Annotated in this window: 18 protein-coding genes and 1 tRNA gene; 9 read left to right on the top strand and 10 right to left on the bottom strand. The window is 62.2% G+C overall.

Annotation, left to right across the window (positions count from 1 at the left end; all coding sequences use genetic code 11):
* The first annotated feature begins 62 nt into the window (after window positions 1-62).
* Complete coding sequence (locus CPI83_RS11090; protein ID WP_003944464.1) at window positions 63-470, top strand: globin; 408 nt, start codon at window positions 63-65, stop codon at window positions 468-470.
* Between the two features lie 4 nt (window positions 471-474).
* Here CPI83_RS11090 and CPI83_RS11085 read toward each other — a convergent pair whose 3' ends face one another.
* Window positions 475-909, bottom strand: a complete 435-nt coding sequence (locus CPI83_RS11085) for a cupin domain-containing protein (protein ID WP_021344735.1) — start codon at window positions 907-909, stop codon at window positions 475-477.
* A 163-nt stretch (window positions 910-1,072) separates the two neighbouring features.
* On the opposite strand from CPI83_RS11085, the gene CPI83_RS11080 reads away from it, so the two are divergent.
* Window positions 1,073-2,671, top strand: a complete 1,599-nt coding sequence (locus tag CPI83_RS11080) for a glycoside hydrolase family 13 protein (RefSeq protein ID WP_020908240.1) — start codon at window positions 1,073-1,075, stop codon at window positions 2,669-2,671.
* A 66-nt stretch (window positions 2,672-2,737) separates the two neighbouring features.
* Here CPI83_RS11080 and CPI83_RS11075 read toward each other — a convergent pair whose 3' ends face one another.
* The 7 genes from CPI83_RS11075 to CPI83_RS11045 all read right to left on the bottom strand — a co-directional run bounded on the left by CPI83_RS11075 (window position 2,738) and on the right by CPI83_RS11045 (window position 14,141).
* On the bottom strand, window positions 2,738-3,424 hold the full coding sequence (locus tag CPI83_RS11075; protein ID WP_019749097.1) for a hypothetical protein: 687 nt from the start codon (window positions 3,422-3,424) through the stop codon (window positions 2,738-2,740).
* Window positions 3,417-3,836, bottom strand: a complete 420-nt coding sequence (locus CPI83_RS11070) for a thioesterase family protein (RefSeq protein WP_003944573.1) — start codon at window positions 3,834-3,836, stop codon at window positions 3,417-3,419. Before CPI83_RS11070 ends, CPI83_RS11075 begins: the two co-directional genes overlap by 8 nt.
* Window positions 3,833-8,680, bottom strand: a complete 4,848-nt coding sequence (locus tag CPI83_RS11065; RefSeq protein WP_097387216.1) for an NAD-glutamate dehydrogenase — start codon at window positions 8,678-8,680, stop codon at window positions 3,833-3,835. Before CPI83_RS11065 ends, CPI83_RS11070 begins: the two co-directional genes overlap by 4 nt.
* Window positions 8,681-8,779: 99 nt before the next feature.
* Window positions 8,780-9,199: an acyl-CoA thioesterase gene (locus CPI83_RS11060; protein ID WP_020908242.1), complete on the bottom strand. Its 420-nt coding sequence runs from the start codon at window positions 9,197-9,199 to the stop codon at window positions 8,780-8,782.
* A 4-nt stretch (window positions 9,200-9,203) separates the two neighbouring features.
* Window positions 9,204-10,883 carry an energy-dependent translational throttle protein EttA gene (gene ettA / locus CPI83_RS11055; protein ID WP_007730925.1) on the bottom strand — a complete coding sequence of 560 codons (1,680 nt, stop codon included), beginning with the start codon at window positions 10,881-10,883 and terminating at the stop codon, window positions 9,204-9,206.
* Window positions 10,884-11,049: 166 nt separating this feature from the next.
* Entirely contained in the window at window positions 11,050-12,228 is a 1,179-nt protein-coding gene (locus CPI83_RS11050) for an acyl-CoA dehydrogenase family protein (protein WP_020908243.1), read from the bottom strand.
* Between the two features lie 95 nt (window positions 12,229-12,323).
* Window positions 12,324-14,141: an ABC transporter ATP-binding protein gene (locus CPI83_RS11045; RefSeq protein ID WP_069146789.1), complete on the bottom strand. Its 1,818-nt coding sequence runs from the start codon at window positions 14,139-14,141 to the stop codon at window positions 12,324-12,326.
* A gap of 106 nt (window positions 14,142-14,247) precedes the next feature.
* Here CPI83_RS11045 and CPI83_RS11040 point away from each other — a divergent pair, with 106 nt between their 5' ends.
* Window positions 14,248-14,706, top strand: coding sequence for a MarR family transcriptional regulator (locus CPI83_RS11040; RefSeq protein WP_097387215.1), 459 nt, complete (start codon window positions 14,248-14,250; stop codon window positions 14,704-14,706).
* Between the two features lie 4 nt (window positions 14,707-14,710).
* Here the strand turns inward: CPI83_RS11040 and ssb are convergent, their stop codons facing one another.
* Together ssb and CPI83_RS11030 are read right to left on the bottom strand one after the other, a co-directional pair.
* A complete protein-coding gene (gene ssb, locus CPI83_RS11035; RefSeq protein ID WP_020908245.1) occupies window positions 14,711-15,124 on the bottom strand; it encodes a single-stranded DNA-binding protein in 414 nt (137 codons plus the stop codon).
* A gap of 181 nt (window positions 15,125-15,305) precedes the next feature.
* The gene (locus tag CPI83_RS11030; protein ID WP_042446115.1) at window positions 15,306-17,441 is read right to left on the bottom strand and encodes a cytochrome c oxidase assembly protein; all 2,136 of its coding nucleotides are present in this window, start codon (window positions 17,439-17,441) and stop codon (window positions 15,306-15,308) included.
* Between the two features lie 97 nt (window positions 17,442-17,538).
* Here CPI83_RS11030 and CPI83_RS11025 point away from each other — a divergent pair.
* From CPI83_RS11025 to CPI83_RS11015, 6 genes are all read left to right on the top strand, one after another.
* Window positions 17,539-17,614: transfer RNA gene (locus CPI83_RS11025), tRNA-Arg, on the top strand.
* Between the two features lie 118 nt (window positions 17,615-17,732).
* Complete coding sequence (locus tag CPI83_RS30985; RefSeq protein WP_003945304.1) at window positions 17,733-17,891, top strand: hypothetical protein; 159 nt, start codon at window positions 17,733-17,735, stop codon at window positions 17,889-17,891.
* A 450-nt stretch (window positions 17,892-18,341) separates the two neighbouring features.
* Window positions 18,342-18,485, top strand: a complete 144-nt coding sequence (locus CPI83_RS30980; RefSeq protein ID WP_198586345.1) for a hypothetical protein — start codon at window positions 18,342-18,344, stop codon at window positions 18,483-18,485.
* Between the two features lie 1,067 nt (window positions 18,486-19,552).
* A complete protein-coding gene (locus CPI83_RS11020) occupies window positions 19,553-24,226 on the top strand; it encodes a DUF5979 domain-containing protein (protein ID WP_269801281.1) in 4,674 nt (1,557 codons plus the stop codon).
* A gap of 128 nt (window positions 24,227-24,354) precedes the next feature.
* Entirely contained in the window at window positions 24,355-24,498 is a 144-nt protein-coding gene (locus CPI83_RS30975) for a hypothetical protein (protein ID WP_003945342.1), read from the top strand.
* Between the two features lie 66 nt (window positions 24,499-24,564).
* Window positions 24,565-25,380 (top strand): class E sortase, encoded by an 816-nt coding sequence (locus CPI83_RS11015; RefSeq protein WP_020908249.1) that lies wholly within the window; start codon window positions 24,565-24,567, stop codon window positions 25,378-25,380.
* The last annotated feature ends 106 nt before the right edge of the window (window positions 25,381-25,486 follow it).

Raw genomic sequence — 25,486 nt, 5'->3', positions numbered from 1 at the left:
GATGCAACCGTCGTCGACCCGGAAACCGACCACTACGGCCGTCAGGCACAATGGAACTTGCCATGAATGACGTACAGCACGACGTGCAGCAGACCTTCTACGACGCCGTCGGCGGAGCCGAGACGTTTCACAAGCTCACCGCGCGATTCTACGAAGAAGTCGCGAAGGACGAGGTTGTGCGCCCGCTCTACCCCGAGGCCGATCTCGGCCCGGCAGAGCGGCGGATGCGGATGTTCCTCGAGCAGTACTGGGGCGGGCCGCACACGTACTCGGAGGAGCGTGGGCATCCGCGTCTGCGGATGCGCCACAATCCTTTCGTGATCGGCCCGATCGAGCGTGATGCGTGGCTTCGGTGCATGCACGTCGCCATCGCGTCCATCGACGAGAAGACCCTGAGCCCGGTGCACCGCAAGCAGTTGATCGACTACATGGAGATGGCTGCTGCGTCCATGGTGAACTCCGCCATCTGACCGTTTACTTCGCCTTCGGCCTGAACACACGCGCGATCCGGCGGGCTGCCCGTACCCCGAACGACACCGTGGGATGCAGGGGAGAACTCAAGATTGCGTGCTTGCGCACGTACTCTTCGACCTCCCACTCCGACCAGCTGCCCGCCCGGAACAGTGCGGCATCGCCGACGCCCAGGGTTCGTTTCGCGATTCCGTCGCCCTGAACGGTGACCGACCCTTCGATGATGTGCACGATTTCGTCCGCATGGAAGTACCAGCGGAAGCGCCCCTTCGTGCAATCCCAGACGTGCGTGGTCGTGGTCCCGTCTTTACTCGCCGACCATTGCGCCGACCGTGCAACCGGTGTGCCGAAGATTATCCAGTCCCGGTTGATCGGATCATCGTCGAGCAGTACGTGATCCAAACTGACCGCTTCGATTGCCGACAAAGTCAAGGCCAAGCCCCCTTGGTTGAATTCTCGATACTTCTCCCCCGGCAGTAACACCAAAGTTGCCACATGGAGTCACCGCGTGAATGCAAAGTACACCAAGGCTAGGTAAAGAGTCACGCTTTTGCCGTGTCCAAGTCGTGAGAGTGCCAGACGTTTGGCACTATGAACTGCTGTGAGCACCCCCGCGGATTCGTCCTCTGTAAGCCGGCCCGAAGCCCCGTGGTGGAACGAGGCGGTCTTCTATCAGATCTATCCGCGTTCCTTTGCCGATTCGGGCAGTGACGGTATCGGCGACCTCGGCGGAGTCGAGGAGAAACTCGGCTACCTCGAACTGCTCGGCATCGACGCGATCTGGTTGAGCCCGGTGATGAAGTCACCAATGGCAGACCACGGCTACGACGTCTCGGATCCTCGCGACATCGATCCCCTGTTCGGTGATCTGGCGACGATGGATTCGCTGATCACGTCAGCCCACGAGCGCGGAATCAAGGTCACCATGGACCTGGTCCCGAACCACACGAGTGATCAGCACGAGTGGTTCAAGGCAGCCCTGGCGTCGGCGCCCGGTTCTGCGGAGCGATCCCGCTACATCTTCCGAGACGGCAAAGGTGAAAAAGGCAACGAACCGCCGAACAACTGGCCGAGCATCTTCGGCGGCCCGGCATGGACCCGCGTCACCGAAGCCGACGGAACACCCGGCCAGTGGTACCTGCACATCTTCGCCAAGGAACAGCCGGACCTGAACTGGGACAACCCCGAGGTCTTCGACGACCTCGCCAAGACTCTGCGCTTCTGGCTCGAGCGCGGAATCGACGGATTCCGCATCGACGTGGCCCACGGAATGGCCAAGCCCGACGGTTTGCCGGACCACGACTGGGAGCTCAACGAGCTCATGCGCAATTCCGACGACGACCCGCGGTTCAACAATCCGGCAGTTCACGAAATCCACCGCGGCATCCGCAAGGTCATGGACGAGTTCCCGGAGGCGATGACCGTCGGCGAGATCTGGGTGAAGGACAACCAGAAGTTCGGCGAATACATCCGGCCAGACGAACTGCATCTCGGATTCAACTTCCGGCTTGCAGAAACCGAATTCTCCGCCGAGTCCGTCCGAGAGGCCGTGGAGAACTCCCTCGCGGCCGTCGCCGAGGTCGGGGGTGTGCCCACGTGGACACTGTCGAATCACGACGTCGAACGTGAAGTCACGCGCTACGGCGGGGACGAGATCGGAACGCAACGCGCACGGGCGATGATCCTCGTCGAGTTGGCGCTTCCGGGCGCGAGCTTCATCTACAACGGAGCCGAACTCGGCCTGCCGAACGTCGACCTGCCCGACGATGCACTACAGGACCCGGTCTGGGAACGATCCGGACATGCCGAGCGAGGACGCGACGGCTGCCGAGTGCCCCTTCCCTGGGAAGGAACCGAGCCGCCTTTCGGATTCACCACCGGTGCGAGTACCTGGCTGCCGATGCCGGCCGAGTGGTCGACGCTCACCGTGGAGGCTCAGATCGAGGACGTCGACTCGATGCTCTCGCTGTATCGCGCCGCCCTCGAACTTCGTAGCGCCAGGCCGGAGTTTTCCGGCACCGACATCGATTGGTACGGCAGTCCCCCCGGCTGCCTCGCTTTCCGTCGACGCGGCGGTCTGATCTGTGCTCTCAACACCACGGAGGTGCCGATCGCACTGCCGAGCGGGCAGCTGCTGTTGAGCAGCGCACCACTCGTCGACGGTCAGTTGCCCGTCAACGCTGCGGCGTGGCTGATCTGACCGAACACTCTCGCACGTCGTCAGGCGGCGGCCCCATCGCGCTGGTGGTGGCCGTCGCCTGAACTCCTACCGCGCAACCATCAGCGGTATCGAACCACCGCGGTGACGGTAGATCGAACCAAACCGTGCATCGAGGCGCACCCACGATCGACTCGCCCGCACCCGAACCAGTTCCGACGCGTCGATCTGTTCGAGATCGATGTCCGCAGTCATCGCTTCGGATCCGGCGTGCGGAACGAATCCCATTGCGGTCAAGGCAAAAATAACTCGCATCGAGATCCCGACCGTGCCTGATGGACCACTGACCTCGAGCACGTCCTGATCGAGCAACGACGCCGGCGGCCCGTGACTACTTCCATGCTCGAGCGCCAAGGCGTTGCCCCGCTGCGCCAGTTCGATCAACACCCGGGCGGGTACGTCGTCCAGGTGCTCGAAGCCGTCCATCGGCGGCAACGCCCCACGCCACGCCGAATCCATGGCGAACCCCGGATCGATCAGCTCACCTGTTGCCTGCTCCACCGCCGAGAGCAACTGATCGCCGGCAGCCGACGTGTCGTCAGGGTTGATGGTGCCCGCCACGGTTCGCGTCGCCAGAGCGTCGAAACCCGTTGACGCCCAGACGCTCAGGTGCGCATCGCCGCGTCGACGCATTCGGATGACCGCGGACTCGTCCAAACGCAAGGCGTGACCGATGAAGCCGGCCAAGTTCTTTCGCTCGGCCTCCTCGGGCACGGTCAGGACACGTTCATGCACGTTGCCAGCTCTCCAAGTACTCCCGCTCGGGCCCGCTGAGGCGGCGCAGACGTTGAGTGTCGATATCGAAGGCCGCGATCTGAGTCGATGCCACGATGGACGGCGGGACGCTGAGATCGGCGCCGCGGGGGCGAACCTCGTACGCGATGGTGAAGTCCACCGCGCGAACCTTTTCCACCCACATGAAGACATCGAGCGGTGAATCGTCGTGCCGCAGTTGCCCGCGGTACCGCACATGGAGATCGGCAATCACAGCCCCGTCACGCAGGGTGACCGTCGGGCGCGAGTCTTCGAACAACCAAGGAATCCTCGCCTCTTCGAGCAACGTCACCATCCGTGCGTGGTTGATGTGCTGGAAGGCATCCATGTCGGACCACCGAACCACAACTTCGGCGTGGAATCCTTCGCTCAACGTCCTACCTCCGATCGGGTGCCCATGCTGCGCACCATGCTACGAACCTGACGCGCCGCCACCGAGAGCGTCGCGAGGTCAAGCGTCCCAGACTCGAAGATCTCGACGAGAGCTGCCCTCGCCCGACTCAGCCGCGAGGCGTTGGTCGATTCCCATTCGTCGATCTTCTCCTGCGGCGACTCCCCCGGCTCGCCGCCGGCCAGAACCTCCATCGTCAGCTGCCGCAGCGAACTGTAGAGGTCGTCTCGCAACGCGAGCCGAGCGAGCGAGTGCCAGCGATCGCCGCGCTCGAGTCCCGAGACCGCGCTCAGCAGCCAGTCGATTCCCAGATGCGCGTCCAAGGCGTAGTACAGCTCCGCGACTTCGGTGATGTCGTGATCTGCGATGTCGGCGATATCCGCGATGTCGAGCAGGCAGTAGACGTCGAGCAGTCGGAACACGTCCAGCGCCAACGCTTCCGGAGCCCCGCGATCGATCACGGATTGAGCGCGCACGAGCAGATCGTCGAGCTGGTGGCCGGCGAGCAGCCCCGGAACCAGCGGCGCCGTCGCCCGATACGCTGCCGAGTAGCGCGCAACTTCGGCGCCGACGGCAATCGGCTGGGGCCGATTGGCCAGGAACCACCGCGACGCGCGGTCGAGCAAGCGGCATGACTCCACGATCAGCTCGTTTTCGATCTCTGCACTGACGCCGGCCGAGCGGATTCGCGACCACACCTCGTCGAGCGCAAAGACCTCTCGCACAGCGGCGTAGGCACGGATCGAGTCGGTACTGCTCGCTCCGGTCTCCTCGGCCAAGCGGTAGGCGTACGTGATTCCGCCGTTGTCGATCACTTCGTTCACGAGCATCGTCGCGACGATCTGCCGCCGCAACGGGTGTGCCTTGATCTCTGTTTCGAACCGATCGCGAACAGCGGTCGGGAAGTACTGCGGGATCTGCTGGGCGAAGAAATCGTTGTCCGGCAACTCGGTTGCGAGCAGATCGTCCTTGAGTGAAAGCTTCACGTGCGCCGTCAGCGTCGCCAATTCCGGCGACGTCAGACCCACACCGGCCTCGAGGCGACGCTCGATCTCCTTGTCGGTCGGCAACGCCTCGAGCTTGCGGTCAAGTCCACGTGCCTTGGTCAGATCCGTCAACTGACGGCGGTGAACACCGAGCATCTGCGGCGCGGTCACGCGGGAGATTCCGAGCAGCGCGTTCTGGGCGATGTTGTCCGCCAACACCAGCGCCGCCACGTCGTCGGTCATCGACGCCAGCAACGGATTCCGTTCCTGAGTCGGCAGTAACTGCGAACGCACGAGCGAATCGAGAAGGATCTTGATGTTCACTTCGTGATCGGAGCAGTCGACGCCGGCCGAGTTGTCGATGGCGTCGGTGTTGATGTGACCGCCGTTGGCGCTGAACTCGATTCGTCCCAGAGCAGTCACGCCGAGGTTGCCGCCCTCACCGATCACCTTGACTCGTAGGTCTTGACCGTCGACTCGCACCGCGTCGTTGCTCTTGTCTCCGACCTGCGCGTTCGTCTCGGTCGAAGCCTTGACGTATGTACCGATTCCGCCGTTCCACAGCAGATCCACCGGTGCCGACAGAATCGCCTGCATCAATTCCGGCGGCGAGAGCTTCGTGACCCCCTCGGCCAGACCCAGTGCGATTCTGACGCTTTCGGCGATCGGAACCGACTTGACCGTGCGGTCCCAGACGCCGCCACCTTCACTGATCAGGCTCTTGTCGTAGTCGGCCCATGACGACCGTGGCAACTCGAAAAGTCGTTGACGTTCGACGAACGAGCTCGCTGCATCCGGGTTCGGATCGAGGAAGATGTGTCGATGGTCGAACGCGCCCACCAGACGGATGTGCCGACTGAGGAGCATTCCGTTGCCGAACACGTCTCCGCTCATGTCGCCGACGCCTACCGTCGTGAAATCCTGCGTCTGCGTGTCGACCCCGAGTTCGCGGAAGTGCCGCTTGACGCTTTCCCAGGCGCCGCGAGCGGTGATTCCCATGCCCTTGTGGTCGTATCCCACGGAGCCACCGGAGGCAAACGCATCGCCGAGCCAGAAGTCGTACTTGGCGGCAACCGAATTCGCGAGATCCGAGAACGTCGCCGTGCCCTTGTCCGCGGCGACCACCAGGTAGCGATCCTGATCGTCCTTGCGCACCACTCGATCCGGCGTCACAACTTCGCCGGTAGCCGCGTGCACGTTGTCCGTGATGTCGAGCAATCCGGAGATGAACGTGGTGTAGCAGGCCTTGCCCGTTTCCAGCGTCGCCGTTCGATCAGCCGCCGGATCACCCGTCGGCAGAGGCGGATTCTTCACGACGAAGCCGCCCTTGGCGCCGACCGGCACGATCACCGCGTTCTTGACGGCCTGAGCCTTCACCAAGCCGAGCACCTCGGTGCGGAAATCCTCGCGCCGGTCGGACCAGCGGAGTCCGCCGCGCGCTACTGCGCCGAATCGCAGGTGGACGCCTTCGACCTCGGGTGAGTACACGTAGATCTCGAAAGCCGGCCGCGGCTTGGGCAACTCGCTGATCCGCGAGGGATCGAGCTTGACCGACAGGTAGTCGCGAGAGCGGCCATCGGCGTCGACGACGTAGAAATTGGTACGCAAGGTCGCCTTCACCAAGGAGAACATTCCACGCAGAATGCGATCGGCATCCAAGCTGAGTACCTCGTCGATGGACGCACGCAACTGCTCGTCCAATTCGGCGACGCGGATGTCGTCCTGCTTCTCGGGGTCGAACATCGCCTCGAACAACTGCACCAATGCAAACGCGGTCTGCGGGTGCGTAAGCGCGATTCCTTCGATGTGGAACTGACTGTACGGAAATGTGGCCTGGCGCAGATACTTTGCGTAAGCACGCAGCACCACGGCTTGCCGCCAGGACATTCCGGCCCGCAGCACCAACTCGTTGAATCGGTCAGCTTCTGCCCGGCCGAACCAGACTGCACCGAATGCAGCCGTGAATCGCTTCTGGACCTCGGTCAGCGGGGCGGTGCTGGTCTCGAGTGGCACCTGCGCATCGAGGTCGATCTCGACCGACGCCCGAAGATCCGCCGGTACCGACAATCCGAAATCGTAGATCCAGCACTGAACGCCGTCGAGTCGCTGCACGACGTGCGGCCGCTCGTCGAGAACTTCGACGCCGAGTGACTGCAGCACCGGTAGCACCTGACTCAGCGAGATACCGTCGCCGCCGACGAAGAGCGTGAAGCGCCAGGCACCGGGCGCGGAGTCCACAGCGCGATAGAGCAGTACGTCGATCGCGCCTGGCGCCAACGCCTCGAGCCTGGCGATGTCGGCCAGCGCGCGTGACGGCTCGAAGTCCTCCTTGTATCCATCGGGAAGTACCCGCGAATACCGTTGCACCAGTTCCGGATCCACACCCGGAATGTCGCGAACAAGGTCGTTGATGCGGTCGTCCCAGCTACGACTGACTTCGGTCAGCAGGGCCTGAACTCGCTCGCGGTTGGCCTCGGAGACATCCAGATGAACCGGCTCACTGTCCGGATCGCGCCGGATCGTCACGTGCAACAGCGCAAGATCGTTCTCGGTAACCCGGGCGGTGTAATCGACTGTGCCTGGTCCGAATTCGCGCCACAACAGGTTTTGCATCGCCAGTCGCACCCGCGTCGTGTACCGGTCGCGAGGCAGATACACCAAGCAGGATACGAACCGTCCGAACGTGTCCTCGCGGACGAAGAGTCGCACCTGTCGACGCAGCCCGATGCTGTGCACGGCGTGGACGGTCTCGAACAAGGTCTCGGCATCGCTCGAGAACAACTCGGTGCGCGGGAAGGACTGGATGACCTCGAGCATCGCCTGCCCGGAGTACGAATGCAGGTCGACACCGGCACGCGCGATGACTTCGCGGACGCGTCGCTCGATCAGAGGAATCGCGAGGACGTTCTCGTGGAGTGCGACCACGGTGAACACACCCAGGAATCTGTGCTCCCCCACGATGTTTCCGCTGTCGTCGAGGATCGAGACACCCACGAAGTACGGGTAGACAGCGCGGTGCACCGTGGCGGGGAACGATCCCTGCGTCAGGACCAGAAGCGGTCGATCCGGGAGATCTGCAACTGGAGGCAAACTCATCGGGCCTTCGGTGACCGCGTCGGAGCGCAGCACGCCGAGCCCGCTGCCGGCGACCGTGCGCGAGCCGTCCTTCGTGCCCTCGAATCGCCGGTATCCGAGTACGGCGTAGTTTCCGTCCGCCATCCACCGGAGCAGCCGAGCGGTATCGGAGAATTCTTCGGGGGTGATCCTCCCGGAGGCAGTTTCTGCAGCACTCTCCAACTCGTCGGCAACGCGCAGTTGCAGTGCCTTCATATCCGGGGTGTCACCAACCACCTGGCGGACGTCCGCGAGCACTTTGCCGAGGTGGGCTTCGATCGCGTCGAGATCGGAATCCTCGACTTCGGAGTCCAACTGGACGTGCATCCAGGATTCTTGGATACCGCTGTCGCCCAAGGAAATCAGATTGCCCGCGTTGTCGCGTTCAACCGTCAGGATCGGATGGGCGAATTGACTGATTCCCACGCCTTGTCGGTTGAGCATCGCGGTAACGGACTCGACGAGCAACGACATGTCGTCGGTGACGATCTGGACGGCAGCGCCGAGACCCTCGGATCCTGACGGGCGGTACACACGCCATACAGCCGTGCCTGGCGTCCGCTGCCTCCCGAGCGCGAGATGCGCGAGCAGGACTCGATCCGATCGACCGTTGATGACGTCGTCGCTGTCACCCTCGTCGATGTGCGTGAAAAAGGCCTCGCGAAGACGCGTCAACAACGTCGCTTCGTCGAGGCCTGTGCCCTGCTGCCGTACACGGTCTGTCATTCCTGGCTCACATCCTTGTGGGTTCTGATCGCCGCGACCAATCTCTGACTCGAGACTAGCCGCGGCAACCAGTACCTAGGGTGAACTGAGAAACGAAATCTACGATGTCGTCATCTGAACAAGCGATGCTTTGAGCACCGCACGTTCGCTGTCCGCCAGCGGTCTGGACTTTTCGGACACGGTGTCGAATCCGACCATCAACGCGTCGCCGAAGGCGCATTCGACACCCGCGTTGTCACGGATGACGTGCCGAACCGTGAACGAGGAAGTCCCGACGTGAGTCGTGAAGATCTCCACGTTCAACGGACCGGACCGATCGGTGACCGGCTTGAGGAACTCGATGGTCATCTTTCGAACCACGAGGTATCCCGGCCGGCCGCCGAGCGGCGCCAGTTTCGCTTCCAGGAACTGGATGCGAGCTTCCTGCATGTACTCGACGTAACGCGTGTTGTTGACGTGACCCAACCGGTCGGAATCGCCCCACCGGACCTGGATCTGCGCTGTGTATACGTCGGACACCGGATCAGTCCCTGGTGAGCTTGCGGTGAGTCACGCGGTGCGGGCGTGCGGCGTCGGGGCCGAGTCGCTCGACCTTGTTCGCCTCGTAGCCCTCGAAGTTGCCCTCGTACCAGTACCAAGCTGCCTCGTTGTCGCCGAAGCCACCTTCCCACGCGAGGATGTGGGTACAGGTCCGGTCCAGGAACCAGCGATCGTGCGAGATCACGACGGCGCAGCCGGGGAACTCTTCGAGAGCGTTCTCCAGCGAGCCGAGGGTTTCGACGTCGAGGTCGTTGGTGGGCTCATCGAGCAGGATCAGGTTGCCGCCCTGCTTGAGCGTCATCGCCAGGTTCAGGCGGTTGCGCTCACCACCGGAGAGGACGCCGGCCGGCTTCTGCTGATCGTGGCCCTTGAAACCGAACGAGCTGATGTACGCGCGCGAGGGGAACTCGGTCTGGCCGACGACGATGAAATCGAGCCCGTCGGACACGGTCTCCCAGACCGTCTTCTTGGGGTCGATTCCGGAACGGTTCTGGTCGACGTAGCTCAGCTTGACCGTCTGACCGATCTTGACCTCACCGGCGTCAGGCTCCTCGAGACCGACGATGGTCTTGAACAGCGTCGTCTTACCGACGCCGTTGGGGCCGATGACGCCGACAATTCCGTTGCGCGGCAACGTGAACGAAAGATCCTTGATCAGCACGCGGCCGTCGAAGCCCTTGTCGAGGTTCGAGACCTCCACGACCACGTCACCCAGGCGCGGCGGTGCCGGGATCTGGATCTCGTCGAAGTCGAGTTTGCGGGTCTTCTCGGCTTCGTTCGCCATTTCCTCGTAGCGATCGAGACGAGCCTTGTTCTTGGCCTGGCGGGCCTTGGCGCCGGAACGAACCCATGCGAGCTCGTCCTTGAGGCGCTTCTGCAGCTTCTGATCCTTCTTGCCGGCAACTTCGAGGCGTGCAGCCTTCTGCTCCAGGTAGGTGGAGTAGTTGCCCTCGTACGGGTACAGGCGGCCGCGGTCGACTTCACAGATCCACTGCGCGACGTGATCGAGGAAGTAACGATCGTGGGTCACGGCGAGGATTGCGCCGGGGTAAGCAGCGAGGTGCTGCTCGAGCCACAGGACAGATTCGGCGTCGAGGTGGTTGGTGGGCTCATCGAGGAGCAGGAGGTCGGGCTTGCTCAGCAGCAGCTTGCAGAGCGCAACGCGTCGCTTCTCACCACCGGAGAGGTGGGTGACCATCTCTTCCGGCGGGGGGCAGCGCAGGGCGTCCATAGCCTGCTCGAGCTGCGAGTCGATCTCCCACGCGTCTGCGTGATCGAGCTTCTCCTGCAGTTCGCCCATCTCTTCCATGAGCTCGTCGGAGTAATCCGTGGCCATCAGCTCGGCGATCTCGTTGTACCGCTTGAGCTGGACCATCGTCTCTCCGAGACCGTCCTCGACGTTCTCGCGAACCGTCTTGGTCTCGTCGAGCTCCGGCTCCTGCATGAGGATGCCGACGGTCGCGCCCGGAGCCAGGAATGCCTCGCCGTTGCCCGGCTGGTCCAGTCCGGCCATGATCTTGAGGATGCTGGATTTACCAGCGCCGTTCGGTCCGACGACACCGATCTTCGCGCCGGGGTAAAAGCTCATCGTGACGTCATCGAGGATGACCTTGTCACCGTGCGCCTTGCGCACCTTCTTCATCGTGTAAATGAACTCAGCCATGACCGCCAGCCTATCGGTGTTTGTCCTATAACCCACATTGCGCGTTGACGCTCACACCGATGCGGGTTCTGCGGACAGTCCGAGGTCACCGACCAGATTCGCCGACACGCTCATCGACCCCCACGAAAACCGCGATGGGGACACCTCCAGGTGTCCCCAGGACGGCTCAGATCATTGCCCGGTGGATGCCCTTCGGCTCGCCACCGAGCTGCGAGAGCGTCGACGAATGGAAAATGGAACCAGGCACATGGATCGCATGCGCGAGACCGGCATGAGCATCACGCCAGAACCGCTGCATCGGCGTGTTCAACTGCAACGCGCCACCACCGGAACGAGCAAAGATCTCGTCCACCGCCCGCACCGCACGCCACGCCGCAGCAGTCTGCGTACGCCGACCGATCGCACGAAGCTCGAACGAAACTTCCTGACCCTTCTCGGTCATGTCCCAGAAACGATCCACCGTCTCCAAGATCGCAGCCCGAGAAGCAGCGATCTCGGCCGCCGCCTCACCGATCGCGAACAACACGTACGGATCTTCCTTGATCGGAACACCACTGACCGTCACACGCTCACGCTGCGCCGCCATATTGCACGCCAACGCACCCTCAGCGATACCGATCAACGACGAAGTGATCCCCAACGGGAAAATGCACGAGAACGGGAACTTGTACAACGTCTCCGTACGGCCCGCTTCCTTCCACGCCGTCCCGTCGAAAACCTTTCCCGCATCAAGAGTCCGATACGTCGGCAGGAACGCGTCCTTGACGATCAGATCCTTCGACCCCGTACCGCGCAGCCCCACGACATTCCAGCTGTCCTGGTCGATGTCGTAATCGGAGCGCGGCAACAACACGTGCAGGATCTTCGGCGGCATCAACGGCTTACCGGACTCGTCACCGACCATCGCACCGATCATGATCCAGTCACAATGATCGGTACCGGACGAGAACGACCAACGACCGTTGAGGATGTAGCCACCCTCGACCGGCCTCGCAACACCCATCGGCGCATACGGCGACGCCATCCACGTATCGGGATCGGTTCCCCACACCTCTTCCTGAGCCTTGCGGTCGAAGAACGCAAGCTCCCACGGATGAACCCCGACGATGCCGCTGACCCAGCCCGTGGCACCATCCATCGCACCGATAGCCATTGCCGTCTCGGCGAATTCACGCGGATGCGCCTCGAGGCCTCCGAACTCCTTCGGCTGCAACATCCGGATGACGCCGGCGTCGCGCAGGCGCTTCGCGCTGCCGTCCGTCAAGCGCATCAGCTTGTCGCCCTCGACTCCGTCGGCGCGGATCTCGTCGGCGAACTGTGAGATGTTGTCCAGAACCTGACCCATGATCTTTCCGCCTCCACTGATAGTCGATCAACGACCATTAAAGTAGAACACGTTCTAGAAACTTGCGGAAGTGAAATGGCCGACATTTCTTACACTCATACGGTCTGCAGTTCCGACGGGAGTTCGACGGCGTCGCTACCCGAGGCCGCAAGCAACTGTGCGTATCGCCCACCTTGTTGCACAAGTTCGTCGTGGGTGCCCTTTTCCACAACCACGCCCTGGTCGAGGACCGCGATGAGATCCGCATCTCGAACCGTGGAGAGTCGGTGCGCTACAACAAGAGTGGTGCGTCCGACCATCAGCTCGTCGAGCGCGTCCTGCAGCGCACGTTCAGTGCGATTGTCCAAGGCGCTCGTCGCCTCGTCGAGGACCAGGATCGGCGGATTCCGCAGAACTGTGCGCGCGATCGCGATGCGCTGTTTCTCACCACCGGAGAATCGGTAGCCGCGCTCGCCGACCATGGTGTCGTACCCGTCGTCGAGACCGGAGATGAACTCGTGGATTTGCGCGATGCGCGCTGCTTGCTCGATCTCGGCGTCGGTGGCATCGGGTTTCGCGAACCGAAGGTTCTCACGAATCGTCGTATGGAAGAGGTACGTCTCCTGCGACACCACGCCCACCAGATCGGAGACCGTCGCGAGATCGAGGTCCCGCAGATCGATGTCGTCGATTCTCACCGATCCCGCAGTCGGGTCGTACAGACGTGCGGCCAAGTATCCGAGGGTGGTCTTGCCCGAACCTGTGGAGCCGACCAGCGCCAAGGTTCCGCCGGCCGGGACCGCGAGGTCGATGTTGTCGAGAGTCTTGCTGTCGGTTCCTGGATACGAGAAGTCGACGTGGTCGAACCGAAGTTCGCCGGACATCTTGGTGCGGTCGAAGCTCTTCGACTCTTCCGGATCCGCGATGTCGATCGGCAGATCCAGGTACTCGAACACGCGACTGAACAGTGCCATCGAACTCTGCACCTCGACGCCCGTGTTGAGCAGCATCATGGTGGGGCGGAACAATTGGGTCTGCAGTGTGGTGAATGCGACGAGGGTGCCGACGGTGATGGTGTTGCCGTGATCGAGAGTGAAACCGGCGAACCAGTAGACCAGTGCGGGCATGGCTGCGAAGGTGATCGACATGGTCGCCATGCGCCACTTGCCGGCCATCATGGCCCGGAGTTCGACGTCCGCGACTTCCGCTGAACGCTCGGTGAATCGATCCGTCAGTGCCGACTTCGCGCCGGTCGTCTTGCCGAGGAGAATGCCACTGACGGAGAGAGATTCCTCCACCTGGACCGACAGATCACTGAGTAGCTTCTGCCGCTTACCCGAGATCTTGCGGCGCTCGTCACCGATCTTGCGTGCGATACGGATGAATACCGGCAAGATCGCCAGCGAGAAGATGGCGAGTCGCCAATCCAGAAGGAACAGAGCAACAATGGTGGCTGCCACGGTCGTTGCATTCTGCGCGATGGACGTTGCCGTGTTGGTGACCACCGACTGCATACCGCCGATGTCGTTGGCAATGCGCGACTGAACTTCTCCGGTTCGGGTTCGAGCGAAGAATCCGAGCGACTGATTCTGCAGATGCGAGTAGACCCGCACACGCAGTTGGTGCATCAGTTTCTGACCGATGCTGTTGGACATCCAAGTCTGCGCCACGCCGAGACAGCTCGTGATCACGGCAATGGCGATCATGCCGATGGCCAGAACGCTGACGAGTCCGAGGTTCTTGTCCGGGATCGCCTTGTCGAGCATTTCGCGTAGGAGCAGCGGGCTGCCCAGCGCCACGATCGCGCTGAGTGTGATGACCGCGGTGACGATGGCGATCTGAGTTCGATACGGCGCGAACAGTCCGAGTACGCGCTTTGCCGGTACGGATTCCGCCGGAGTGATCTCGACGGCGGATCGTTCGATGTTTCGCATGTGATCTGGTTTCACGTTCTACCTCCTGGAGGCTTTCTCACCCTAGTTTCATATTGATGAGGTTACCTCACTATGAGGCTGACACCAACAACGCTAGACTGACGCCATGCATTCCCGAGAGCGCGAACTCACCGACGTAGTGATGTCCGTGGCACGGCTCATCCGCCGACGCCAAGTGGCAGCGCTGGAACCATTCGGTCTCTCGCCGTCGCAAAGCCGAGCGCTGCGAGTACTGACCCGAGTGGGCGAGCCGGTTCGACTCGGGTTTCTCGCCGAGCGATTGCGCATCGTTCCGCGGTCGGCGACCGACGTCGTGGATTCCCTCGAAGAGGCCGGATGGGTGCGCCGCACTCCCGATCCGGACGATCGGCGAGCCGTGTTACTCGAGCTCACCGACGCCGGCGCTACCCTCGCTGCCGACGTCGCGAAAGCTCAACGACGCGAATCCTCGGATGTGTTCGACGACCTCGACGAATCGGAGCGAGCAACTCTCACCGAACTTCTCGAGCGAGTGGACGCGGGGCACGACTCTCGGCCCCGCGACTGCCCGAAACCTTCGGTGTGAGTCCTCACGCAGCGACGGTGTCGACTGCGTCCTCGACATTCTCCGCCGACGTCGGCTTGCTCTGACGCTCGATCTTCGAGATGCAACGAGCAAGGTCCGCGCCAACTGCCGTCGCCCGCAACTCGAGATCGGAACGAGGCACACCCTCTTTGGTCGTGTACTCGTTGGTGCGCAACTCCCCCGCCACCATGACCGGATCACCCTTCATGATGGATGCGCCGACGCCGGTGACCAACCGCCGCCAGCAACTGACCGTGAGATAGAGGGTCGCTCCGTCCGTCCACTCTCCGGTCACCGCGTCTTTGCGACGCGTGTTGCTCGCCATCCGAAAGCTCAGCACCTCTTCACCACTGGTGGTCTGCCGCTTCACCGGATTGGTGATGACGGTTCCGACAACCGTTGCATGCGTTTCGTACATGTCCGATCCCCCTTCGAACTCCAGAACCCGCCAACTGCCGCGGGGCCGATCACTGCGTCGGCAGTTTCGATTGTGGAACGGCAAACGCCTGGCTCGGGATTTCGATTTCCACCTGTGCATCGGCGGGACAGCTGTGGAGAAACAGCACTGCCGGAGCCAAACGGCCCGGGCAGTGTCGGAGCTAAGTGCTAGTGGAGGATTCGTCGGATTTCTTCTCGCTGGGTGTCTCGTCCGCAGAGTCCTCGCTTGCAGTCTCCGCGTCAGCAGCCTCACGCGGTTTCCACCCCTCGCGGTCCCGCCTGGCCAATTCGGCGAACATGGCGTTGTGAGCAGCGAGGTCGGCGTCGTGGTCACGCTCGGCCGCACGGTCCGTTCGGCGCGCGGTCCTTCCGTCACTGCGCGACCACTGAACCAGCAGCGCGAGCATGACCACCATGAGTGGGATCTCGCCGGTCGCCCACGCGATGCTGCCGCCCAGCTGCTGATCGCCGATCAGGTCGTTGTTCCAACCGAGTCCGAGCGAGCGGAAGTACGCGCCGCCCATGACGGCGGTGGTGCTCATCAATGCCACGCCGAAAAACGCGTGGAACGGAAGTGAGCCGAAGACCATCGCCAGCTTGGTCACCGGCTGCAATTGGCGTGGTGACGGGTCTATTCCGATCGCCACCCAGTAGAATAGATAGCCGCTGAGGATGAAGTGCAGGTTCATCAGCAGGTGAGCGCTGTGCGAGTCGACGGTCGCGCCGTAGATTCCGCCGAGATACAGCGCGTAGAAACCGCCGACAAAGAGAACTGCCGCCACGATCGGGTGGGTGATGAATCGTGAGAACGGGCTGTGCAGCGCGGTCAGAATCCACTCGCGAATGCCTGGCACGCCGTCCTTGCCTGCCGGATCGAGCGCCCGCAGAGCCAAAGTGATCGGCGCACCCAGAACCAGCAGGACTGGGCCCAACATCGACAGCGCCATATGTGCGCCCATGTGAACGCTGAAGACTGCCGGCGCGTACTTGCCGACACCGGACGACGTGGCGATCAGGAGCACCGCGCAACCGCTCATCCAGGCGATGGTTCGGCCGACGGGCCAGGAGTCTCCACGCTTGGCCAGCTTGCGCAGGCCGATGCCGTACAGAATCGCCGCAGCAATTGCGGCGGTGCCGAACATGAGGTCGAATCGCCAGTCCGTCACGAACGCCATGAACGACGGCGGGTCCGGAAGGTTGTAACCGAGTTCGACCTCGGGGATCGAGGGAATCGACAGCGGCGGAGGCGGCGGGGTACGACCGAGGCCGATCGCGAGACCGATGGTCGCCGCCATCACGATGCCCTCGGCGCCGGCAAATCGAATCAGAGCAGAGCGACTCTTCGGGTTCTCCGCCAGTGCCGGCAGCGCCCGACTCCGCTGAGCCCAACCGAAGAACCCGAGGATGATCAGTGCAACTGTTTTGGCGACGATCAATCGTCCGTACGTCGTGGTGAACACGTCGTCGAGAGGCAGACGGACAATCGCATTGATGACGCCGCTGAATCCCATGACGACGAAGCAGATGGATGCGACCGTCGAAAAGCGTCGAGCCGCTACGTCGGTGTAATCGCCGCCGCGCCGCGCGTGTGCCAGTAGCGCGAACAAGCCGCCGGCCCAGAGCGAAGCCGCCACGAGGTGCAGGATCAGGCTGTTGGTAGCGATGTCATGCGAGCCGCCCGAAGACGAGTGACCGGTGAGAGCGAGCGGCATCAGTCCGAGAAGACCGACCAGCAGCAGTAGCGGAGTCCACCACCAGCGCAGTGTCAGTCGGGCCAGGATCGCCAGAACAACCGCGATGATCGCCGTCCAGCGCCAGGCGCCGGCGATCTCGACCTGATCGAGTCCCGACCAGAGGTTTGCCGGTTTGATCGCTTCGGCAAACGGCTGACCCGACGTGTCGGAGAGCGTCAGGGGCACCATCATGAACGAACAGATCGCCCACACGATCGCGGCGTGCGATGCAGTTCGGACTGCTCGATAGCCGTCGACGTCGAGGACGCCCGACTTCTGCGGCGGCACGAAGAACGCGGCCAGCAGCAGTGACCCGATCGCGATGACCGCGGCGATCTCCCCCAGTGCGCGCATCGCGGGGAGGCCGTACGTGGTGATCGGACCTGGATCCGGGATACCCAGAAGAGTCAGTGCCTGCGACGCGGAGAATCCCACCACGATGGCTGCCGTGAGCCCTGCGATGAGTCCACTGACCACGAATATCGCGGTCGAAGAAGCGGGTGCACCGCTGTGCTGTGTGGACTCCGGTGGGGAATCTGTCGGCGCGAGGTCGGGTGTAGCCATACCTCAAGGGTAGGACCTTCGCGAACCGACTACGACAACGCGTCGGAGTTGGGCGGCGCGCGTCACATCCCGAACCCTCGAGTATGATGTTCCACGCGCCTCCGTAGCTCAGGGGATAGAGCAAGAGCCTTCTAATCTCTTGGTCGCAGGTTCGAATCCTGCCGGGGGCACCACAAGATTTGATTCACGGATAGTCACACTGCGTGGACGAGCGGCCGCTGGGCAGAGCAGTCCGATCCGGACCGAAACCTAGCCCACAAATTACGTGCCGTCCGCAGTAATCTGCCTCGCATGAAGAAGGCACTTCCGAAGACCCTGAAGTCACTCGCCCGGACCGTTGGAATCCTGGCACTCGCGATCGTCGTTGTATCCGTCGTCGAGCGGTTCACCGGCGCACACCAACCGACGACCGGTCCCGCCTCGTTGACCGGACCCGACCAATCGTTGTAGCCCTTCCCTTGCGACAAAGGCCGTCTCACGAAGTTCTACGACGAGAGCCGGTAGGCAATTGCCCACCAATGCCGGCTGAGTCGCGTGCACCGCGCTATACAGAGCGGCCGTGAGTGTCACAGAACCTCTCAGCTCTGGATCCCAAGGCGTAACAGCAGCCGGGGCAGTCGAACCTTGCGGGCAGCCATGGGTGTAGCACCAATGACACAAGCTGCGTCAGAATGGTTGCGCGAGAACTCGATTCGTAGGTCCGATTTCGCGAAGTGTCCAGAGAGCTGCGAAAAGTACCGGCTGTGGGACCTCGCGGCTACTCGGTGCGGTTGCTCGGATGTGGCGACTGCGCACCGATCGAACCGGCCGCATCCGCCGTCAGCGACTACGCAACGACCGTCACCATTTGACTCCGGGCATCGAAAGCGCTTGAAAAGTAAGCCATTTCATCGTGCCGAGATGCGCGAGAACGACCTGAACTTGCGAGGTCTCGAGATCTTCGAAGAAGCCTCCGACGTGGCATTTTCCGAGATCCACTCACATCCCAGGCAGTGCCTCATCCGTGTGCACAAGAGCGTCGCCAAAAGTCGCTGCGGCGCGTGATCAGCTGGACTGACGTAACCGTACCGAAGGCTTTCTACGAAAAGCTGGGCGATTCTTCGTCTCGAAATGCCATGTCGGCCCCCGAAGCATTAGCGACGGTTAACTCAGGCCGAAATCCAATCTGCTAAGAAAAACGAATCTAATGTGACCCCTATCTCTGGATCCTTTCAGAACAGGGGTTTCGATGACGCGCGACTGAATTCACCCCCTAATTCACCCTCCTCCTATACACAGAAAAAATGATTTGCATTTATGTCGAGCGTGTGTGCACAGATAATTCGCTCCACACCTTGTCGTTCCGACAGCAAATAAGGGTCAGTGAACTGCATAAAGGCTCATTCGGTACAGCAGCGCCGACTCGGCTCGGCCGCTCACCGATTGTCGAAAAGGGCCAAGGCAGGCATTCAACTGATGGTCGAGATCGAATTGTGATGAACCAGCCAGTTAACTTGAAAGAAATCAACGGAAGATAGATATAGCCAGGTAAGCGCAGTTTTTCTTGCATGGACGCACGTCCATGGCGTGTCCAGCTATGCGATTTGCTCGTGTTAGATTCCTGATTGCGTATCGCCCGGTTTGCGCCTTCTGCGTTGTTTGCGCGGAATTTGCATCTTCTCGCGAAGGCCCCGCGCAAATTTCTTTACGTTGTGCCAAAGAAAGGAATTTCATGAAAACCGTCACGGCAGCGAAGCACGTAGCACGAAGACTCCCCCCTCGGAGCCATCGCACTGTTGCTTTTGCTATCCGGGATGGTGCTCATGCCAGAACTGCAATGAATCGCGCAGGAAAGATCCTCGGCCGCAGCCTTTAGTACCTCGTAGGTCGTCGCGTTAGGTAATACCGGCGGTCGATTTTTCTTGGAATTTCCTGGCCTACCCAGAGCCGGCCGTCGGTCTGCGCTGGCGCCAACCAGGCCCGATTACCAACTGTTCGGCTCCGCAGTAGGTCGCCTGAGAATCACCAACGCTCGCATTCAGGCTCCAGAGCTGCTCCAAGGTCCCGTTTCGCTATTCGCCGGCCCCGGAAACGGGGCCTAAATCATGTGTTCTGAACGAAAGGTGTTCGTCATGCGTAACCGTGTCTTCCCGCGTCGTGCCGGGGAGGGGGTGGTGTCTCGGTGGGCGGCGTTGGGGATGATTGTTGCGGTCCTGGCGCTGGTCATATCGTCGTTCTCATTCGTCCAAGTTGCCTCGGCAGATGACATCGGGACCTCGACCACCACAGTTCCGACCACCACAGTTCCGACCACAACGAAGCCGCCCGCGACTACGACGGAGGCGCCACTGAAAACGACGGCGCCGCCTACTTCCACGTCGGAGTCACCCACTTCTGCGAAACCGCCGATCACATCCACGGCGCCCCCGTCTACGACTTCTGTGGCGGCGCAGCGACTGGCCGCACGCGGAGTCAATCCCGGCATCGATGTGAATATCACCGACGTCCAGGTCGAGGGAAAGAACGACCAGCAGATCACGGTCGGGGACTCCGTCACGGTGAAGGGCACTTGGGACGCGTCAAGCGCGAGTCCGCAGCCGGGCGACCAGTTCACCATTGAATTCCCTGGCGAGCTGAAGCTTCAGTCCAACCCGACGATCGCGCTGGAGGGCGACGATGGGACGGTTTGGGGCACATGCGATCTGGCTGCTTCCACCAATCTCATGACCTGCGTGCTCTCCGACGCTGTGGCGGATCGGCCGGACGAGGTGAAGGGCGATTTCTTCGTCTACACGAAGGCAGTCGAGTACACCACGTCAGAGACTGTGGATTTCACGATCAACAACAAGGTCACGCCGGTCGACCTGCCCGGCACGGGCGGCATCACCGACGGCCGCATAATCGGCGAGTCGACGAAGTCCGGCAAACTCCAGGACAACAAGCAGTCAGTGCGGTGGACCATCGACATCCCCGGCGCCGATCTGGCCAAGTTGGACGCAGGCAACACCGGTTCGGTGACCCTGAGCGACGAGCTCTCCGACAACATGAAGGTGTGTGCAGGCAGCCTGCTCAACGCGAAGCTGTGGTCCGGTCGCCCGGGCGATCTCAAAGAGACCCCCGGCGGCGTCACCGTCACTCAACCCGACGCGGGTGATCAGGTCACCATCAACATCAACAACGGCGCGCCCTTCGAGGGCAACAAGCTCTACCGCATCGAGTACACCTCATGCACGACCAGCGGCGTGGTGGATCTCAAGGGGACTCAGTACACCAACTCCGTGACGATCGGTGACAACACGGTGGCTTCGGATGGCGTGGGACAGGACTATGCGCCGCAGACCGAGCCCTGGAAGGGTGGCTACCTCGACGGCGGTAAGCGCAATATGGAAGCCGTCTGGACGATTGTGGTTCCGGGCACCGACATTGCCGCCAACAACCACAAGATCGACATCACCGACACCTTCGGCGGCCCCCATGCGGTCTGTGCCTCGGGCGTGCAGGTAGTCATCGAGAAGTCTGACTACCTCCCAGGTCGGGAGAACGAACCCAACTACCGCACTCCTGCCGCAGGATTCACCATTGCTCCCATCGGCGCAGTAGCCGGCGCGAGTACCTTCACCGCGGCGATCACTGTGGATAACCCGGACACGTTCAACGAAGAGCAGTATTACTACCTCACGTACCGGACCTGCCTGACCACCACCGAGGTGCCAGACTCCGAGGACCATCTCACCAACTCGGCGGTCGTCAACAAGACGTCGATCACGGGAAAGACTGAGGGGCCTGGGTTCACGAGCGGCAAGAACGGCGCGATCAACACCACGTCGCAGACTGTCGGCGGCGTGGAGCAGCCGGCAGGCACCACCCTCAATTGGACCGTGGAAATCTCCGGACACGATCTCGAGGGCCTTACGGAACCGGCGGTCATCAACGACAGGTTCTCACCGAACATGACGGTGTGTGAAATCGGCGGCGATCTCAAGAGCAACCTCAATCTCAAGGTCGTCGCGCAAGACTTCTTCGACGGCAACAAGAAACGCGATATCACCGATGCCACCTCGGTGGCGCGCGCCGACGGCGGTTTCGATCTCACTCTCCCGCGTGACGCGGACGGTTACAGCCGTCAGACGAAGTACCTCGTCAGCTATACCCTGTGCACCAGCAGCGGCGGACTCGACCAGCGCGACACGGAATACGCCAACACCCTCACCTATGCCGGCAAGCAGACGCTGTCGCAGAGCGTCAAGCAGGAATGGGGCGGCGGCGGCACCGGTCAAGGTGTGTCACGGGGCTCGTTCTCGCTGCTGAAGGAGATCGCTCCCTTCTCCGAGAAATTCGCGCAAGACACCGAGTTCACCGTGAAAGTCGAGGAGTTCGCCCCCGGGCAAAACCCAGCGACCGACGCCCCGGTGAGCTCCTACGAGATCAAGGTGAAGGCTGACGGGACACCGGTCAGTGGGATCAACCCCCGCGGAACCGGCTGGCAGATCCGACTGTCCGAGATCAACCTCCCCACCGTTGACGGTGTGTATTTCGAGAGAGGGACGTTCCGCCCGTCAGAGGGTGTGACGCTCAACGGGGACCGCACCGAGGCGCTGGTGACCATCACACCGAAGAGCAATGTCGGTGTCACACTGCTCAACAAAGCGAGTCTGGGATCGGCGAGGATCACCAAGTCCGTCATCGGTGACGGAGCGCGCACGGGACTCGAGGCTTTCGTCGTCAACGCAGAGATCGCCTTCGGTGACGACGCCGCCGGCAACGAGTTGCGTCAATTCACTCTGAAGGACGGTCAGCACTACGACCTGGGCAAATTGCCCATCGGAGCGAAAGTCACCTTCACCGAGGTACAACCGATGAACACCGACCTCGTGACCTGGTCGGAGCCGGTGATCAACCCGAAAATGCTCACCATCGGCGCCGATGCGTCGGCGAACACGGTCTCCGTCACCAACGAGGCCACGATCACGCAAGGCACCTTCGAAGTGAGCAAGAAACTCACGGGCCCGAAGGCGTTCGACAAGGCCGTACCGGCGAGCTTCGACGTGATTGCCACCTGGCTCGATACGGACGACAAACCGCAGAGCAAGACACTGTCTCTTCCGTCCGACGGCACCGCGGTTCCGTTCGGCGAGAACCTGCCCGGCGGCACCGAAGTCACACTGACAGAGCTGGTTCCGGCAAACGGTGACGGTCTCGCCTATGGCGTGCCCGCATACTCCGGGAATGTCAGGATCAATCCGGACAACGCAGCCGTGGTGACCATCGGCAAGGATCTGCGCAAGATCGAGGTGTCGAACTTCGTCGACGTCAACGACGGCACTCTGCGCATCGCAAAGCAGGTCGGCGGTGAGGCCGCCGAGGCCATCGGCGACGACGTGGAGTTCACGGTCGAGGCGCGTTGGCGCTACGGTGTGGAGTACCGCACCCAGGTGCTGAGCGTCAAGCAGGGACAGACCACACCGCTCGGCGTCGACCTCCCCGTCGGCACCGAGGTGACCTTCACCGAGACCGGCCGTCCCGATGTCGACGGAGTCGAGTGGGGCACCATCTCCTGGGGAACCAGCCCGGAAGGCGAATCGTGGCTGCATTCGAACCTCGACGGCACCGCGACGGGCATAGTCTCCGACGACCCGACCGACGGTCGACTGATCACGCTGTCGAACGAGGCGCTGTGGAAATTCGGATCGGTCGAATTCACGAAGTTCATCCTCGACGCTGATGGCAACCCCGTCCGCGCCCCCGAGGCCGACCTGCCTGACAGCACGAAGTTCGAAGTCCGTATCGACGGAATCGATCCGGCGCTCCCCGCCGGAACCGATTTCCCGGCAGTGGGCCAGACCATCACCCTCGATGCCGGAAACGACTGGAGCTGGACGTCCGACGAGGTTGTGCCGCGGAACACCGTGATCACCTTCTCCGAGGTCGACCCCAAGCCCCTGGCCGGTATCGACTGGGCGCGGCCGTATTACTACGTGTCCGCGGATGCCGGTGACGCCGAATACCGCGACACCGTCAAGGCGGTAGCCGGTGAGAAGGCTGTGGTGGAGATCCACAACCGCCCGATCCCGACCACCGAGGTGGATATCGACAAGATCGTGACCGGCCCCAAGGGCAGCCAGGTGGCAAAGGACGGATCCACGATCTTCCAGGTCACGGCTACGTGGACGGACATCGACAATGAGGCGCGGTCTTGTGTTCTCGATGTCAGACCGGGCGCTTCGGTCACTCCGACCGCCCAGTGCGACGCAGCCGTCATCGACGGCCGGGTCCAGTTCCCGCTGAACACCGACATCACTTTCACAGAAACCGGTGCTCACACTGACGTCACCAACGTCAAGTGGGGTGAAGTGATCTGGGGCGTCAAGGAAGGCAAGGCGGACGTCTCGAATATCGACGGCCAACCGACCGCAACTTCCGTCAAGCTCACCGGCGAAGCAAACAAGTCGGTGGTCCTGGGACTCGAGAACAAAACCAGCAGCAATGGGCTGATCATCATCCCGATCCCGATCCCGCTGCCGCCGTGGGAAATCCCGACGTGGCCGGGCTCTGAGGTACCCGGAGGACCAGGCACCGACGTGTCGACTCCCGGCAACAACACTCCCGGCAATAACGGTGGTGGACACAACGGTGCTCCGGGCACGCCTGCTCCGGGAAATCCTGCTCAGGCCAAACCGGACCAGTCATCGTCCCTGCCGGTAACCGGCGCGAACGTCATCTGGCTCGCCGGTCTGGCGCTGGCGCTGATCGGCGGTGGCGCATGGCTCACCCTGCGTAACCGCAAGCGTGCACCCGGCCAGGAGTAACTCCCAACCAGGAATACCGAAACAGGGCGGGTGGCGACCTACGCCTGGTCGCCCCCGCCCTGTTTCACCGTCACGACGTATCTATCTCGCGGCCGCCCCCGCGGCCCACCCCTCGAAGGAGAAACACCATGTCATTCCTCCCGTTCCCGATCGTCATCGAAGGCATCGAGACCACTGGTTCTGCCGCGATCGACGGCCTCGGTCGCCTGTCCGTACTCCTTTACGATCTCCTCGGCGGTACCGGAAGCGCCACGATCAACGCGGGCAGCTAGTTCGATACGGCACCAATTCGACACATCGGCTAGCTCGGTAGATCTGTGAAGAGGAGACCCTGGTCCGTGAGCGATACCAAAGTTCCAGGGCGTCGGCGGCCGGGCGCAGGCCAGGTAATCGGCGAACTGCTCCTCACGGCCGGGGTCGTCGTCCTGCTGTTCGTCATCTATGAGGCGTTCTGGACCAATATCGTCTCAGGGCGGCTGCAGGACGAGCTCAACAACAGTCTGGAGGAATCCTGGGCCGAAGTCCCCGAAGCCTCAGGAGCGATCGACGGTCAGCCGGTGTCCCCGCTGATCCCTGTGCTCGGCGAGGGATTCGCGCGCGTGCATTTCCCCACACTCGGCGCCGCGTACGCAATCGTCGAGGGCACACGCAACGAGGACCTGCGGGCCGGCCCCGGCCACTACCCGGACTCGCAGATGCCCGGCGAAGCCGGAAACTTCGCGCTCGCCGGGCACCGCAATGGTTCCGGCGCAGTCTTCCAACACCTGGATCGACTCGATGCATGCGATGCCGTCGTCGTGGAGACCGAGTCCCAGTGGATGACGTACCGGTTACTCCCGCTCGACCAGGCCTCGCCCGAACGTCGCGCTGCGGCGAAAGCCTGCTTGAATCCCGAGCAAGCCGATCGGGTTTCCGAAGGCGACTACGCCCATCTCCTCGGGCGGCACATCACCGTGCCCGGGGATGTTGCGGTCGTCAACCCGCTGCCCGGAAGCCCTTGGGCCGAGCCCGACGCCACGCTGGAAAGTATGTTGACACTGACCACGTGCCATCCGCTCTACTCGAACAGCGAACGCTTGATCGTCCACGCGGTTCTCGTCGAAACAATCTCGAAGACTTCGGGCACCATGCCCGCGGCATTCCAGGAGCAATGAATGTACGGCTACCTCTGGGGCGCGCTCCCCGGCCCCCGATCAGTGAAGGCCCTGCTGGCGATCGTTCTCTTGGTCGCGGTGGTGCTGCTACTCATGGAAGTCGTAT

The organism is Rhodococcus sp. H-CA8f (assembly GCF_002501585.1).
Lineage (GTDB): Bacteria > Actinomycetota > Actinomycetes > Mycobacteriales > Mycobacteriaceae > Rhodococcus_F > Rhodococcus_F erythropolis.
The sequence above is the reverse complement of the archived record's forward strand: the minus strand, read 5'-3'. Positions and strand labels throughout refer to the sequence as shown.

What these genes read in the sequence shown, in the direction of transcription:
- CPI83_RS11045 (WP_069146789.1), bottom strand. Translation starts at nt 14,141, where the DNA reads ATGCGAAACATCGAACGATCCGCCGTCGAGATCACTCCGGCGGAATCC.
- ettA (WP_007730925.1), bottom strand. Translation starts at nt 10,883, where the DNA reads ATGGCTGAGTTCATTTACACGATGAAGAAGGTGCGCAAGGCGCACGGT.
- ssb (WP_020908245.1), bottom strand. Translation starts at nt 15,124, where the DNA reads ATGTACGAAACGCATGCAACGGTTGTCGGAACCGTCATCACCAATCCG.
- CPI83_RS30980 (WP_198586345.1), top strand. Translation starts at nt 18,342, where the DNA reads ATGCGCGAGAACGACCTGAACTTGCGAGGTCTCGAGATCTTCGAAGAA.
- CPI83_RS30985 (WP_003945304.1), top strand. Translation starts at nt 17,733, where the DNA reads ATGAAGAAGGCACTTCCGAAGACCCTGAAGTCACTCGCCCGGACCGTT.
- CPI83_RS30975 (WP_003945342.1), top strand. Translation starts at nt 24,355, where the DNA reads ATGTCATTCCTCCCGTTCCCGATCGTCATCGAAGGCATCGAGACCACT.
- CPI83_RS11030 (WP_042446115.1), bottom strand. Translation starts at nt 17,441, where the DNA reads ATGGCTACACCCGACCTCGCGCCGACAGATTCCCCACCGGAGTCCACA.
- CPI83_RS11090 (WP_003944464.1), top strand. Translation starts at nt 63, where the DNA reads ATGAATGACGTACAGCACGACGTGCAGCAGACCTTCTACGACGCCGTC.
- CPI83_RS11050 (WP_020908243.1), bottom strand. Translation starts at nt 12,228, where the DNA reads ATGGGTCAGGTTCTGGACAACATCTCACAGTTCGCCGACGAGATCCGC.
- CPI83_RS11020 (WP_269801281.1), top strand. Translation starts at nt 19,553, where the DNA reads ATGCGTAACCGTGTCTTCCCGCGTCGTGCCGGGGAGGGGGTGGTGTCT.
- CPI83_RS11040 (WP_097387215.1), top strand. Translation starts at nt 14,248, where the DNA reads ATGCATTCCCGAGAGCGCGAACTCACCGACGTAGTGATGTCCGTGGCA.
- CPI83_RS11065 (WP_097387216.1), bottom strand. Translation starts at nt 8,680, where the DNA reads ATGACAGACCGTGTACGGCAGCAGGGCACAGGCCTCGACGAAGCGACG.